11 protein-coding genes and 1 pseudogene are annotated in these 14,531 nt (G+C 57.9%); 4 read left to right on the top strand and 8 right to left on the bottom strand.

Going from position 1 to position 14,531, the window contains the following annotated elements; translation table 11 throughout:
* Nucleotides 1–81: 81 nt before the first annotated feature.
* From RM6536_RS05115 to clpB, 5 genes are all read right to left on the bottom strand, one after another.
* Nucleotides 82–798: a DUF4956 domain-containing protein gene (locus tag RM6536_RS05115; RefSeq protein WP_060824310.1), complete on the bottom strand. Its 717-nt coding sequence runs from the start codon at nt 796–798 to the stop codon at nt 82–84.
* Between the two features lie 314 nt (nt 799–1,112).
* Nucleotides 1,113–2,180 (bottom strand): excalibur calcium-binding domain-containing protein, encoded by a 1,068-nt coding sequence (locus tag RM6536_RS05110; RefSeq protein WP_060824309.1) that lies wholly within the window; start codon nt 2,178–2,180, stop codon nt 1,113–1,115.
* 316 nt (nt 2,181–2,496) lie between these two features.
* The gene (locus tag RM6536_RS05105; protein ID WP_012902880.1) at nt 2,497–3,720 is read right to left on the bottom strand and encodes an excalibur calcium-binding domain-containing protein; all 1,224 of its coding nucleotides are present in this window, start codon (nt 3,718–3,720) and stop codon (nt 2,497–2,499) included.
* Between the two features lie 153 nt (nt 3,721–3,873).
* The gene (locus tag RM6536_RS05100) at nt 3,874–4,842 is read right to left on the bottom strand and encodes a Sir2 family NAD-dependent protein deacetylase (RefSeq protein WP_044150102.1); all 969 of its coding nucleotides are present in this window, start codon (nt 4,840–4,842) and stop codon (nt 3,874–3,876) included.
* Nucleotides 4,843–4,995: 153 nt separating this feature from the next.
* Complete coding sequence (gene clpB, locus RM6536_RS05095; RefSeq protein WP_060824308.1) at nt 4,996–7,605, bottom strand: ATP-dependent chaperone ClpB; 2,610 nt, start codon at nt 7,603–7,605, stop codon at nt 4,996–4,998.
* A 253-nt stretch (nt 7,606–7,858) separates the two neighbouring features.
* Here clpB and RM6536_RS05090 point away from each other — a divergent pair, with 253 nt between their 5' ends.
* The 4 genes from RM6536_RS05090 (at nt 7,859) to RM6536_RS05075 (ending at nt 11,583) form a co-directional block, all read left to right on the top strand.
* Nucleotides 7,859–8,542: an NAD(P)-dependent oxidoreductase gene (locus tag RM6536_RS05090; protein ID WP_060824307.1), complete on the top strand. Its 684-nt coding sequence runs from the start codon at nt 7,859–7,861 to the stop codon at nt 8,540–8,542.
* Nucleotides 8,543–8,560: 18 nt separating this feature from the next.
* Nucleotides 8,561–9,217, top strand: a complete 657-nt coding sequence (locus tag RM6536_RS05085; RefSeq protein ID WP_060824306.1) for an HAD family hydrolase — start codon at nt 8,561–8,563, stop codon at nt 9,215–9,217.
* Between the two features lie 315 nt (nt 9,218–9,532).
* A complete protein-coding gene (gene dps, locus RM6536_RS05080) occupies nt 9,533–10,030 on the top strand; it encodes a DNA starvation/stationary phase protection protein Dps (RefSeq protein ID WP_049357285.1) in 498 nt (165 codons plus the stop codon).
* A gap of 374 nt (nt 10,031–10,404) precedes the next feature.
* Complete coding sequence (locus RM6536_RS05075; RefSeq protein ID WP_049340937.1) at nt 10,405–11,583, top strand: VIT1/CCC1 transporter family protein; 1,179 nt, start codon at nt 10,405–10,407, stop codon at nt 11,581–11,583.
* Nucleotides 11,584–11,747: 164 nt separating this feature from the next.
* On the opposite strand, the gene RM6536_RS05070 is transcribed toward RM6536_RS05075, so the two are convergent.
* The 3 genes and pseudogenes from RM6536_RS05070 to RM6536_RS09020 form a co-directional block, all read right to left on the bottom strand.
* On the bottom strand, nt 11,748–12,674 hold the full coding sequence (locus tag RM6536_RS05070; protein WP_060824305.1) for a hypothetical protein: 927 nt from the start codon (nt 12,672–12,674) through the stop codon (nt 11,748–11,750).
* A 235-nt stretch (nt 12,675–12,909) separates the two neighbouring features.
* Nucleotides 12,910–13,113 (bottom strand): annotated as a pseudogene (locus tag RM6536_RS08940) (succinate--CoA ligase subunit alpha); the annotation flags it as partial.
* 4 nt (nt 13,114–13,117) lie between these two features.
* On the bottom strand, nt 13,118–14,518 hold the full coding sequence (locus RM6536_RS09020) for a hypothetical protein (RefSeq protein WP_145974242.1): 1,401 nt from the start codon (nt 14,516–14,518) through the stop codon (nt 13,118–13,120).
* Between the last annotated feature and the right edge of the window lie 13 nt (nt 14,519–14,531).

Raw genomic sequence — 14,531 nt, 5'->3', positions numbered from 1 at the left:
CGTGCTGGGGGGCGGCGTGTCGTGGGTATCGGAGATGTTTGTGCAGTTGGAGTGAATCGGAGGCTTTTATGCCGACTGGTCTTACTTGCCCACCAGGGTGCGCTGGAGCGGAACCATCCGGGTGTCCAGGGTGGTGTGCGCCTCGGCGGTAGGTGCTACCGGCTGGCGGGTTGCGGTCATCTGCGGTGCTACCGCCTGAGCGGCTACAGGCTGTGCCGCCTCCACTGCCGCGGGGGTGCCGCCCTCGGTGGGTTCCTTGGACTGGTAGGTGACGGTAGCGCGGGTCAGGTTGTTCACCATGTCCAGCTCGGTAATCTTTGCCGAGGTGACCGTGTAACCCAGGCGAGCGCTCAGGTATGCCTTGAGCTCTTCCTCATCGCTGATCGCACGATCGGCGGTAACGGTCTGAGTCTGATCGGTAGAGACCGGGGTGCTGCGCGAGTCGAGGACCGCGATGAGGCCGACCAGGGTAGCCATGAGGCCGAAGGCGATGTACGCCGGGCTAATGTTCACACCTGCGATCATGCCGACCGAGAGAGCTACGAAGTAGTAACCCACCTCGCGCTGGCTCAGGGCGGTGGATCGCAATCGGATAATCGACAGGACACCGAAGAGGCCCATACCCATAGCGGATGCGTTCGATCCGGCGGATACCAGCGCCACCGAGACGGTGAAGATGCCGGCGTTGATGACCGCGTAGGAAATCATCAGTTCGCGGTTGCGGTGCCGCACCATGTAGAGGGTGCAGAGAGCTGCGATGGCTATGGCATCGGCAATCGCCATGGTCAGAATAGTCATTGGGTGCTCCAGATATCGTGTCGTGATGTTCGCTTAGCTCTAGCTGTCTGTTCATCAGCTTCGGGCTGTGCGTTCTTTGTAGTATCTAGATTCCCGTGCAAGCCTGTGTTTACCCTGTGCTGCCCTTAACTTAGAGATAAGTGTTAGAAGTCTCTAGTAAATCTGCTGGTCAAATGCACTAGAGGCTATTATTTTTTTCCTCTCTCCACTACGTTTTCTGTATCTTCTGCGGTATCAAAAAGCACAAAAAATGGGCTCCCTCCGATATGGAGGGAGCCCATAAAAGCAGCTAAAAACTTAGCGACTAGGCGTTATTAAGCCTTCTTGCGCATGCGGGTTGCCACGATGGTCGCACCACCAGCACCCAGAGCAATCAGACCCAGGCCAGCAGCGGTCATCGCATCGGATGCACCGGTCTTAGCCAGGGAAGAAGAGCTCTTGGAGGATGCATTGGAGGAACCGGAGCCCAGGTTGTCGTTCGAGCCGGAGCTCAGCGAAACGCTGTCAGACTTCTTGGAGTTCTCGTAGTCAACGGGCTGCTCGCAACCGATGCCGTCGCCGTCAGCGTCGAACTTCTCGCGGAAGTCCGGGTGACCCTTGCGGATCGGTGCTTCGCCTGCAGCCTCAACGTCGGCGCAGTTCTGGAAACGGTGGCTCTCGGAAGGCTGGGGAGCCGGAGCTGCGTTCTCGTCAGCGGGCTTGGAGGAATCCTCGGCGGGTGCGGAGGTCTCTTCAGCAGGCTTGGTTTCCTTAGCGTCCTCAACTGCGGGTGCGGAGGTCTCTTCAGCAGGCTTGGGAGCCTCGGTGGTCGGGTCCTGAGTGGGAGCCGGGGTCGAGTCCTCGGAGGGAGCGGGGGTCGGGTTCTCAGAGGGAGCCGGAGTCGAATCCTCAGTGGGAGCGGGGGTGGACTCTTCGCTAGGTGCGGGAGCGGGCTGCTCTGCAACCTTAATGGTCACGGTAGCTGCCTTACCGCCGCGGGGAACGTCACCGTCCTTCAGGGAGCCGGACAGCAGGTAAATGTCGACGGAAACGCTGCCGTGCAGCTCTTCCTGCCAGGGGATGGTAACGGAGAAGTTGCCAGCCGCGTCAGCGTGGATTTCCAGATAGTCCTGGCCATTAATCTTGACGGCACCCTTGTTCAGCTTCAGTGCCAGGACGGAACCGGAGGTGCCGTCAGCGGTCTTGAAGCCCTCGCCACCAATGTTCAGACCCTGACCCTCAATCCATACGTCGGGGGCGATGAACTGTGCAGAGTCTGCGTAGGTGTGGACAACCTGAGGTGCACCTTCAACAGCGAAGGTGGCGGGGACGGAAGTAGCAACGAGGCCACAGCCGATGAGGGCGGTGGCACCGATGCGTGCAATGTTGTTTCGAATGTTCATGCCCCCATTCTAACGAGCGAAGCTTAGGATACCGACCCCCAAGACGTCAATTTATCATGACCTAACTCACAAAATATATTTTTCTTGAAGGTTTCTTGAAGGCATGGTTGAACTATACGAGCCTTTTGCACCGCCGTGCACACCCAAACTCTCAACCCCACATTGAAGAAACTAACAAGTACATACCTCATCCCATCAGCACAACCCAACAGCAAAAACCACCCCGTTAAACGCGAAAATCCCCTCCACCCGAACACTCAAAAGCGTTCAGGGGAAGGGACCCTCATGCACACCGCGCCCGGCGGCGGCAATAGTTTTAGGAGTTCTTGCGGTTGCGCACAGCAGACACGCCAGCAACACCCAGACCCAGAGCCACCAGACCCATACCAGCAATGGTGAAGGCGTTAGAAGCACCGGTGTTAGCAAGAGAAGAGCGCTGAGCGCGGCTCGAAGTGTAGCTGCTCGAAGAGGAGGAGCTGCCACCCAGGTTATCCAGACCGCCAGAGTTGCGGGACGAAGAACCCGAGGAGCTGTTGGAGGAGGAACCGTCGGTTACCTCGCTGTTAATGACCTCGCAACCCAGGCCGTTACCGTCATTATCAAACTTCTTGCGGAAGTCTGGGTGGCTTTCGTGCATAGGCGCCAGGCCAGCGGCCGCAACCTCTGCACAGTTCGCAAAGCGAGTGCTCTCAGCCGAAGCGGTCACCTGCTCGGTAGCGGAGGTTGAATCGCCCAGCTGATCCTTCGCATCGTTCGCAACGGATGCGTTCTGATCAGCGGCAGCGGAAGCACTAGCCGACTCAGTAGCCGATGCCGACGCGCTCGCAGAAGCAGTAGCCGAAGCGGAGGGGGTCGCCACCACAGAAGCGGAAGCCGACGCGGTAGCCGAGGGGCTCACCGAGGTTGCCGGGCGGTCCTTAATCTCAGCATCTACGGAGGCAACAACCTCATCAGCGGCGGTAGCCGAAGCCGAAGGAGTCGCAGATGCGGAGGGCGCAACAGAAGCGGAGGGGGTAGCCACCACGGAAGCCGAAGCAGAAGCGGTTGCCGAAGGGCTCACCGAAGCGGTAGCGGAGGGGGTTGCTTCCTGAACGGAACGAGCCTCAATCTTCACGGTCGCAGCCTTGCCGCCGCGAGCGGTGTCGTTGTCCTTCAGGGAGCCGGAGAGCAGGTAGACGTCCACGGAGATACGCTCATCCAGGTCGTTCTGCCAGGGAATGGAAACGGAGAAGTTGCCCTTCTCGTCAGCCTGAACTTCCAGGTAGTCCTTGCCGTCAATCTTGACGGAGCCCTTGTTCAGCTTGATAGCGATGACGGAGCCGGAGGTGCCGTCCTGAGTCAGGAAGCCTTCGCCGGTAATCTTCAGGGTTTCGCCCTTGTACCAGACTTCAGAGATGTGGGAAGTCGCCTTGTCGGAGTAGACGTGGGTGACGGACTCTTCACCGTTCTGAGCGAACGTTGCGGGGATTGCGGTGACCGCCAGACCGCAGCCGATCAGGGCGGTGGCACCGAAGCGAGTGATAGTGTGTCGAATGTCCATCCCATCATTTTATCCCCGCGCTCTGGGTGTATCCGCCTGTCCAGGGGCTATTTGCAATGACTTGCAACACAAAATAGCACTTTCGTGCAGTTAACGACGGGCCAGCTATAGGTCAGTGCACGCGCGGCAAAATTCGCCGGGCGCTAGCGCTACCTAGTCGTCAATCTCGTCAAGCATGAGCTCCAGTGCCTCACCCACGCCGGTGCGCCACAGGTAGGTAGCCTTCGCATCCGCACGACCGGGGCCGCCATTGATGACAGCGACCGGCTTGCCGGCACGCAGAGCCTCCAACACAATCTTGTAGCTACTCATAACCGCCACCGAGGAGCCCACCACCAGCAGCGCCGAACATTCAGCGAGCATGGCGTCCTTGAGCGCCTTACGTTCGGCGGGCACGGACTCACCAAAGTACACCACATCCGGCTTGAGGCGGGTCGAACCACAGCCAAGGCAGGGCACCATCTGAAAATCGCGGATATAGCGGTCGTCCAACTCCACATCGCCATCAGGGTTCACGCGCAGCTCTTCGTCTTCAAGGCGCGCCAGGTAGCCGAGGTTCGCAGCATCCAGGCGTGTATCCAGGCTTTCGCGACTCTCGTCCTGCCCGCAGTCCAGGCACACAATACGAGAGAGGTCGCCGTGCAGCGCCAGCAGACGGGAGCTTCCAGCACGGGCGTGCAGCCCATCCACGTTCTGCGTAATCACGCCGCTCACGGCACCCAGCTGCTCCAGCTCGGCGAGCGCATAGTGGGCGCGGTTCGGTTCGGCGCGGCGCATGCGGCGCCAACCCACGTAGGAGCGCGCCCAGTAGCGTTGGCGGGCGGCGTCATCGTAGCGGAATTCCTGGTAGGTCATGGGGCGGTGGTCGTGCAGGGAGCCGCCGGGTCCGCGGTAATCGGGGATGCCGGATTCGGTGCTCACTCCCGCGCCGGTGAGCACGAGAACCTTACCCGCTTTGAGTAGCTTGGCAATACCCGCGGAGGCGTATTCTTCGTCGTGCGGGGTGGCGTTCTCAGAGACAACGCGCTGAATCGAGCGGATTGCGGCACGGTGCACGGAGGCGATTTCTTCGCGCTGCTCACCGGCGGCGGCGAAGTTCTGGTGGTCAGTCCAGCGGTCCATTCTTCTCCTCAATGCTCTGTGTATTAGTGCGGTTCTAGTGCGTTAAACGGCTGTGGGGCACCCCCTTTCGAGGGTACCCCACAGCCTATTTCTTATGGTTTCGAATGTGCAAACTCAGCCACAGGCTAAGTCCGCCCAGCCAACCGGTTGAGCTTAGTCCTCAGCCTTCTGCTCACGCTCGGAGGTCACCGACAGGCCATCGCTGGCAACGTCCGGGTTCACGTCCACGGTCACGGTGTCGCCGTCGTGGATGGCACCGGAGAGGATGCCGCGAGCCAGGCGGTCGCCAATCTCGCGCTGAACCAGGCGGCGCAGCGGGCGGGCGCCGAATGCCGGGTCGTAGCCGGTCTTGCCCAGCCACTCGAGGGCTGCCTCGGTCACGTTCAGGGTCAGGCGGCGGTCCTCCAGGCGCTTAGCCATGCTCTTGATCTGCAGGCCCACGATCTGGCCCAGGTTCTCAGCCGACAGGGGCTGGAACATGATGATGTCGTCCAGTCGGTTGAGGAACTCGGGGCGGAATGCCTGGTGAACAACCTCCAGCGCCTTCTCGGATCGCTCGTCGAAGGGCAGGTCCTGGTTGACCAGGTACTGCGAACCGAGGTTCGAGGTCAGGATCAGGATGACGTTGCGGAAGTCCACGGTGCGGCCCTGGCCGTCGGTCAGGCGGCCGTCATCGAGTACCTGCAGCAGGATGTCGAAGACCTCGGGGTGCGCCTTCTCAACCTCGTCGAGCAGGACCACCGAGTAGGGGCGACGGCGTACAGCCTCGGTCAGCTGACCGCCCTCTTCGTGGCCGACGTATCCGGGAGGGGCACCGACCAGGCGGGAAACGGTGTGCTTCTCGGAGTACTCGCTCATGTCGATGCGCACCAGGGCACGCTCGTCATCAAACTGGAACTCAGCCAGTGCCTTAGCCAGCTCGGTCTTACCAACACCGGTCGGGCCCAGGAACAGGAAGGAACCAATCGGGCGGTTCGGGTCGGAAATACCGGCGCGGGCGCGGCGCACAGCGTCAGAGACAGCGACCACTGCGGCTTCCTGGCCAATGAGGCGGGCACCGATGCGCTTCTCCATTTCCAGCAGCTTCTCGGATTCGCCCTGCATCATGCGACCTGCGGGAATACCGGTCCAGGAGGAAATCACCTCGGCGATATCGTCCGCGGTGACCTCTTCGGAGACCATGGATTCGTTCTTGGCGGTGTCCTCGGCGCGCTGTGCTTCTTCCAGTTCAGCCTGCTTTGCGGGAATCTCGCCGTACAGCAGGCGGGATGCCTCAGCGAGGTTACCCTCGCGCTGTGCAACCTCTGCGCGGGAACGTAGCTCGTCAATCTGGGTCTTGATGTCACCCACACGGTTCAGGCTAGCCTTCTCGGCCTCCCAACGAGCGTTGAGGGCGTCGAGCTGTTCCTTCTTGTCAGCCATGTCCTTGCGCAGTGCTTCCAGACGCTCAACCGATGCGGGATCGGTCTCGTCGGCAAGTGCCAGTTCCTCCATGGTGAGGCGGTCCACGGCGCGGCGCAGCTGGTCGATTTCCTCCGGTGCGGAGTCAATTTCCATGCGCAGGCGGGATGCTGCCTCGTCAATCAGGTCAATTGCCTTGTCAGGCAGCTGACGGGAGGGAATGTAACGGTTAGACAGGGTTGCTGCGGCAACCAGCGCGGAGTCAGCGATCTGCACCTTGTGGTGTGCCTCGTAGCGTTCCTTCAGACCGCGCAGAATACCGATGGTGTCATCTACGCTGGGCTCGCCCACGTACACCTGCTGGAAGCGGCGCTCCAGGGCGGGGTCCTTCTCAATGTTCTCGCGGTACTCGTCGAGGGTGGTGGCACCAATCAGGCGCAACTCGCCACGAGCAAGCATGGGCTTGAGCATGTTGCCTGCGTCCATGGAGCCTTCGGATGCGCCAGCACCGACGACGGTGTGAATCTCGTCGATGAAGGTCACGATCTGGCCCTCGGACTTCTTGATTTCTTCGAGGACTGCCTTCAGGCGCTCCTCGAATTCACCGCGGTACTTTGCGCCTGCAACCATGGAGCCCAGGTCCAGGCTGATGAGGGTCTTGCCGCGCAGGGATTCGGGCACGTCGCCGGAAACCATGCGCTGTGCCAGGCCTTCCACGACGGCGGTCTTACCGACGCCGGGCTCACCAATCAGAACGGGGTTGTTCTTGGTTCGGCGGGAGAGCACCTGCACAACGCGGCGAATCTCAGAGTCGCGGCCGATGACCGGGTCAAGCTTGCCTGCGCGGGCAATGGCGGTCAGGTCGGTGCCGTACTTTTCGAGAGCCTGGAAGGTGCCCTCGGGGTCGGGGGTGTCCACGGTGCGGTCTCCTCGGACGTTGGGGATGGTCTGTGCGATGAGCTCTGCGGTAGCGCCGAGCTTGTGCATTGCTTCAGCGGTGCTATCGGTTCCGCTGGCAATGCCCAGCAGAATCATTTCGGTAGAAACGTAGGTATCTCCGAATCCCTGGGCGCGGGTCTGTGCTGCCTGCAGAGCGGAGAGCGCGGCACGGCTGAGGGAGGCGTTCTGCACGGAGGCACCGGATGCCTTCGGCAGCTTCTTGATTTCAGCGGATGCCGCCTCGGAGATAGCGTCCACATCCAGGCCTGCAGCTTTGAGGACTGCTACGGCGACGCCTTCGCGCTGGTCCATGAGGGCCTTGAGGATGTGTGCGGTTTCAATAGTGGGGTTGCCGGCGGTTTGAGCATTAGTATTTGCCGCCGAGATGACTTCTTGACTCTTGGTGGTGAACTTGTTGTCCATGGTGTTCCTTTCGTGTTTCGAGGGGCTTATCCTATGCGCCCCTGCATTACATAACTTGAGTCTACTCCACTCAATTATGTTTCGCAAGCCTCCTGCAAAAAAATTTTCGTATTTTTCGCCCCACCTCACACCCCCTGACCCCCAAACAAAAGCCCCAGTCAAAACCGCATTGTTATACTGACCGGATTGGGTACTTGCGAGGCTGGGCGCTTGCGGGCTCCCACAACAATCACAGTCACGGATGGGGACCCACATGAAAATACTGGTTATAGGCGCAACCGGCCGCACCGGTTACTTCTTCACCCGCAAAGCCCTAGAGGAGGGGCACACCGTCACCGCCTACGTGCGCAACCCCGACAAGGCGCTAACACTTTTGGGAGCGCACCAAAATCTCACTATCGTTCCGGGAGCCCTGAACGATGCCGAGCAGCTCGCCGCAGCATCCTCCGGGCAAGACGTGATGGTCAGCATCCTGGGCCAGAAAGCCACGGTACGAGAGTTTCTCTCCTCCACGTTCATGCAGGAGCGCCTGCCCCTCATCATGGAGGCGGTCACGGGCGCAGGCGTGAAGCATTGCGTTCTGATGAGCGCCTACGGTGTGGGCGATACGGTACGGACCGCGTCCCTGCCCATGCGCCTGGTATGCAAGGTCATCATGCGCGGCATTTTTACCGACAAGGTTAAGGCGGACGCCCTGGTTGCCGAATATCAGCCGTATATTTCGCGTGCACATCCGGGCAGGCTGACCGATAAGCCAGGTAAGGGCGGGGTGAAGGTGTTTGATATGGCGAGTGTCGAGCGAACTCCGGGCATTCCGACGATTGCCCGTGAAGACGTTGCCGATGCGCTGCTTACTATCGCCAAGAACCCCCAGAACGCGGGCACAGATTTTTTGGTGACGATTGGGGACGTTGCCCTACGCTCGCGCCAGAAATAAACCGGTAGGCTTAATGACATGACGACTACGAACACCTTCCCCGCCGCCATTCTCTTCGACCACGACGGAACCCTCGTCGATACCGAACCCGTATGGGCTGCCGCAAAGGTTGCTCTCACCGCAGAATTTGGTGGCACCTGGACCGAACAGGACACCCTCGATTGCCTGGGCCTATCCATGCAGTTCACCCTGGATCGTCTGCGCGAGCGCGGCGTGAACCTGCCGGACGAGGAGATTAACGATCGACTGGTGGCGAAGGTGCGCGAGACGCTGGCGCAGCAGCCGGTCGAGTTCCTACCCGGCATTGAGCGCTTCCTCTCGGAGGTTCGCGATGCGCAGATTCCGGCCGCCATCGTCACGAACGCCACCACCTCCGTGGCTCGCCGCACCGCGAACGCGGCACCCGAGGGCACGTTCTCGGTGGTTATTGGCAACGATGAGACCACCAACCCCAAGCCGGACCCGCAGCCTTATCTTTTGGCGGCGGAGCGTCTGGGTGTTGACCCGACTCAGTGCGTGGCTCTCGAGGATTCCCCTTCGGGCGTGCGCAGCGCGACCGCGGCGGGCATGCGCGTCATTGTTGTTCCGGGCGAGCTGGAGGTTCCGGCGGAGCTGGGCACCGCGCGCCTCAAGCATGAGGAGCTGACCCTGGAGGCGGTTCGCGCGCTGGCGTAGCCGCGTAGTTTGCGGGCTGAAAGCTCTACAGAAAACTGAATACACTTCACCGTAAAGGGGTGGGATGCACAAGATGAGATATCGCGCATCCCACCCTTTGTGCGCGCCTGGGCGGTGAGCCGTGGGGGGGGGTGAGCAGGGGCTTTTGGGCGGGGGCTTTTAAGGTTGGTGCGACACATAGATGACAATTTATTACGAATTACTCAAAATAACCTTGACAGCAGTTCCTTAAAATGATTTACTCATAATAACGATTCGGTGGGGCGACAAATCCTACCGAACCACAAACATCACAGCATCATGAAGGAGACCATCATGGCATTCGCAAACTACACCGCACCCGGCCTGACCCTCGAAGAAGGCAAGGGCATTTCCGAGGTTCTCCAGGCACGTCTGCACGACCTGAACGACCTGCACCTGCTGCTGAAGCACGCTCACTGGAACGTGACCGGCCCCGGCTTCATCGCCGTTCACGAAATGATTGACCCCCAGGTCGACACCGTCCGCGAGTTCGTCGACGCCATCGCAGAGCGCATGGCAACCCTGGGCGCAACCCCCAACGGCCTGGCTGGCGCACTGGTCGCACAGCGCACCGTTGAAGACTACCCCGTCGGCCGCGCACGCGTTGCTGACCACCTGCACGCTCTGAACGACGTGTACACCCGCGTGATTGAGGCTCACCGCAAGGCGATTGCATTCGCTGGCGAGTCCGACCCCATCACCGAGGACCTGCTGATTGGCCAGACCGCTGAGCTGGAGAAGTTCCAGTGGTTCATCCGCGCGTTCCTGGAAAACGGCGAAGGCAACATCTAAGCCGCAACCATCTAAGTTGTGGCCTCTAAACTGTAGCCTACCTATAGCGGCACGTCATGTAGGCGTTAGCTTTTAGAGTCACAAGCCGGGCGGGTGCGCTCTCCTTATGGAGGGTGCACCCGCCCGGCTTTTTACACTCGAAGCTGCCCCGCTTATTCCCAACCACTTTTACCTTTCCCGGCACTTGAGTCCTCGCCCGTGCGGTATCACAAAGTACGTTGAGGCGAACAATAACACCGGGTTAGGCCGTCCTAGATTTTCTGTTCGGAGTGCTCTACAGTGGTTCACTGATCAACTCAGAACACACAGATTAAACGCATGATTGCGCGCCCGGGAGATACCCGGCGCGACCCGCATCCGGCGGAAAGAGAGATATGAGCACGCACGCCCAGCACGAGCACGGCGAAGAAACTGAGAAACTTCAGCCGGAAAACACCGCTACCGAGGCTCCGCAGGCCACCCGCCATAGCGCCGTTACCTCCCCCTCCCCCACGCAGATTAAGCGTTGGCGCCGCTACCTTGCCGATGAGGAGTCGGAAGCGCGCATCTACCGCTACCTGGCTCGCCGTGCCGAGGGTACCGACCGTGAGATTTTGCTGCAGGTTGCTGAGGCGGAGAAGCGTCACCAGCAGCATTGGCGTGACATGCTCGGCGAGCACGCGGATGTACACGTGCGCCCGTCCCTGCAATCGCAGCTACTGCAGTTCTTGGCGAAGAACTTCGGTTCGGTGTTTATTCTTGCGATGGCTCAGCGCGCCGAGTCCCGCTCCCCCTACGCTGAGGACCCGGACGCCACCGAGGAAATGGCGGCTGACGAGGCGATTCACGAGGAGATTATTCGCGCCCTGGCGACTAACGGTCGCGAGAAGCTTTCGGGTAATTTCCGTGCGGCGGTCTTTGGCGCTAACGACGGTTTGGTGTCGAATCTGGCGCTGACTATGGGTATTACCGCGTCGGGCGCGTCCAGTTCGATGGTTCTGCTGTCGGGTATTGCGGGTCTGCTGGCGGGTGCGCTGTCGATGGCGGCGGGTGAGTTCGTGTCGGTGCGTTCTCAGCGTGAGCTGCTGGATGCCTCCCAGCCGACCCAGGTGACCCTGCGTGTTGCGCACGATTTGGATTTGGATTCGAACGAGCTGGAGCTCATTTACCGTGCCCGCGGCATGGAGCCGGACGCGGCGCATCACCGTGCGATGGAGCGTTTCGGCTACCTGGATTGTGACTGCGATCCGTCGCTGTCTCACCGCGAGGAAGAGGATCGTGAGGAGAATGTGGCTTTGGGTACCGATATTGGTGCCGCCGCAGCGTCGTTCGCGTTCTTCGCTTCGGGTGCGTTGGTTCCGATTCTGCCGTATATCTTTGGCTTGTCGGGTGTGTTCGCGATGGTGTTGTCCCTGCTGTTTGTGGGTGCGGCGCTGGGCTTCACCGGCGGCGTGGTGGGCCTGCTTTCGGGTGCTTCCCCGCTCAAGCGCGGTGTTCGTCAGATTCTAATTGGCTTTGGCGCTGCGTTCGTGACCTACCTGCTGGGTCTGGCGTTCGGCACGACGGTCGGCTAGTTACAACACCCCCAATAAGCTCTCGACAAGTGTATATAGCCGCTCTGGAATTTGTTTTCAAGCGTTTGAGAACTATTCGGATGCAGAAATCCCCCGGTGGATACATTCAGTGTATCCGCCGGGGGTTTTCTATATGTTCTTACCCTGCATGAGGGGTTGATCTATTACGGGTGAATCTCCGCGGTGGTGGCCTGACCGGAAACGCTCTCCGAGCCGGTTGCGCCATTGCCGGAGTAGGTCAGGTTTGCAACCTGCACGCTGGAGGTCTGCTTGTACGAGACCCAGCCGTCATTTGCAGGGAAGCGCAGCTGCGCCGGCATGAAGTTGGTCTGGCTGTAGTACTTGGTGCCGGACTGCTTCATGGTGTACGCCTTGCTGGTGGTGTAGACGATACGACCCTTGAAGGTGTAGGTGCCGTCAGAGTTTTTGGTGACGGTCGGTACTTCTGCGGTCCAGGTGCCGGCGGTCTGCGCGACGGACAGGTACTTTGCCTGGCCTGCGGAGGCTACCAGTTCGGTGGTCTTACCGGTCAGCTTGCGACCGGAGGGGGCCCATGCCTGGCCGTTGATCTTACCGAACTTAAGGAGCGACTGGGCGCTGGCAGAGACGGTGTACTCAACCTCGGTCACGAAGGTCGCGCCCGCTGCGAGGGTGACGCTGCTGCCGGGGATGTAGCCGGTGCCGGTTGCGGTGTCCTTGGTCGGTACGGACCACCAGAAGCCGCTGGAGGACATGTAGGCGCCGTTTGCGCCGGTCTGGGAGTTGGTGACGGGGGTGAACTTACCTTCGCCGTTGACGTAGGTTGCGCTCTTGGGCTTGGAGGTTGCGTCGTCCCAGTTGATGTCGGAGTCGGGGGTGCCGGAGGCGGTGAAGTGCGCCTCGGGGCTTGCCGGGTTGATGGTGCCGGTGTTGTTGGAGGATGCGTAGCCGACGTAGCCGCCGTTGTTCTGCACGCTGACGTACACGCCGTACTGCACGCCGGGGGTTTCCTTGGATGCTGCGTAGGCAGGTACTGCTGCGGAGGCTGCGACGACGGGTGCGGACCAGACGCCTGCCTTGGCGACAGTGCGGCGAGAGATGGGCTGAGTCATGAGTGTAGTGATCTCCTGTTAGTGTTTGGTGTTTCTTGGAGCCGCTCAAAATGATTCTGACTAGGCTCAATGCACTCCAGTATACAAAGGTTGAGGTCGTACTTACATCTTTTTGTGGCACTGTGTGCACAAGCTTACTTTCTAGTGCAATATTTGCGGGTGCCAGCGGGGGGCGTTAAAAGCACAGATGCCGGCAGTCTTTCGACTACCGGCATCTGCCGCAATACTATGCTGTTTACTTCGCTGCGAAGATTTCGCGCATCAGGTTTGCAGCCTCGGAGGGGGTCTTACCGACCTTCACGCCTGCTGCTTCCAGAGCTTCCTTCTTCGCCTGAGCGGTACCGGAGGAACCGGAGACAATAGCGCCTGCGTGGCCCATGGTCTTACCCTCAGGAGCGGTGAAGCCTGCAATGTAACCAACAACGGGCTTGGTCAGATTTTAGTTACCAGGAAATATCAATACAGGTGGTTGACTGATATTTAGTACGTGCATCTTCCGTAACATGTACAGGTTCAAGATTGCCTGCTTCCCATATATTCTTACTTACCTCTCGGATAGGATGCCCATATTTTCCATAAATCACCTTATTGCGCCTCATATGCTTTCCAGAAATTTGAGAATGTATTATGCAGATGATTTCATATTGCTCATTAAGAAGACTAAATAAAAACGGACATGATCCATCATGCCCCCCATGGTGCGGGACAGTTATCTCTCGCACATGGCGCATACGCCACATCCCTAATTTATGCACTAGTTCCCAGCAATTATCAGTACTGCTTAATTCAGCATCTCCAGTCCCGAGCCACCCAGTAATAGGAATTTTACCCGATTGATTCATTACGGTATCTTCATATGATTCTTTTTTGCAAATTTTATGGTATTTAAAATTAAAACAACGACTATAATTTTTGCAACAGTTACCATGGAATAGTCCTATCATAGGCCTGGATATACCTATATGACAGGTACACAATATACCAGTGGCGATCCAACTATAATTTACACCTTTTAGGGGAGAGAAATTAAATCGCCGAAACGCCCCTACATAACCTCTAAAAGATTCACGCTCAAAACCACTATATAGGATAATAGACGACCTATTAGAATTTAGTATTTTACGACTTCGTCCACCACTATTTTTCCTATGCGATTCATAGACTTTATGATAAATCTCCTTCAACTTCTTTAGTTCTTCTTTAGAGAACGTCTCCTTAGACTGAAGTTCTCCCCAATTTTTATAGTCTTTTCTAACCCTAGCCATAAAATCATTAATGACACTGCATTCAAAAGCATCCCCCTTATTAGAAAAAAGAGAAAAATGCACAAATTCCCATCTGGGTGCCCAAATTACCCCCTCCCTTAGGGAAACAGATTCTACACTTATATCAGTTCCAGAAAATACAACTTCCGTCTCGTCAGACACTTCAAGATATCTTTCACCATCACCTCCATTATTTAAAAGAAACGCATATAGTTCCCTTGGCTCTAAAAACATATTACTACCCTTGGATAAATCATTATTAAACTTATCAAGAAAAAATAATATTCTTTCCCATTTAGTCATATAGGGCATTATAACCTTCTTAATAAAAAAACCTTCTTTATATAGGGTTCTAATCCCGTTCACATGATCATCATCCAAGTGAGATATAACCAATAAATCAATAATCCCAGAAGTTTTTCCATGCAATTCTTTAGCATACTTTTCTATATTATTCCCAAAGGTGGATGAACCACAATCATAAACGCATACATACCGCTTCTCAGAAGTACGGATTATTTGGGCGCTAAAAGTACCTTGCCCAATCGGGTAATGATAGCGTTCTACACTAATATCCATTTCTATATTCCTT

The organism is Rothia mucilaginosa, assembly GCF_001548235.1.
GTDB classification, from domain to species: Bacteria; Actinomycetota; Actinomycetes; order Actinomycetales; family Micrococcaceae; genus Rothia; species Rothia mucilaginosa_B.
Note: the sequence above shows the minus strand (reverse complement) of the source record. Positions and strands in the feature narration are given on the sequence as shown.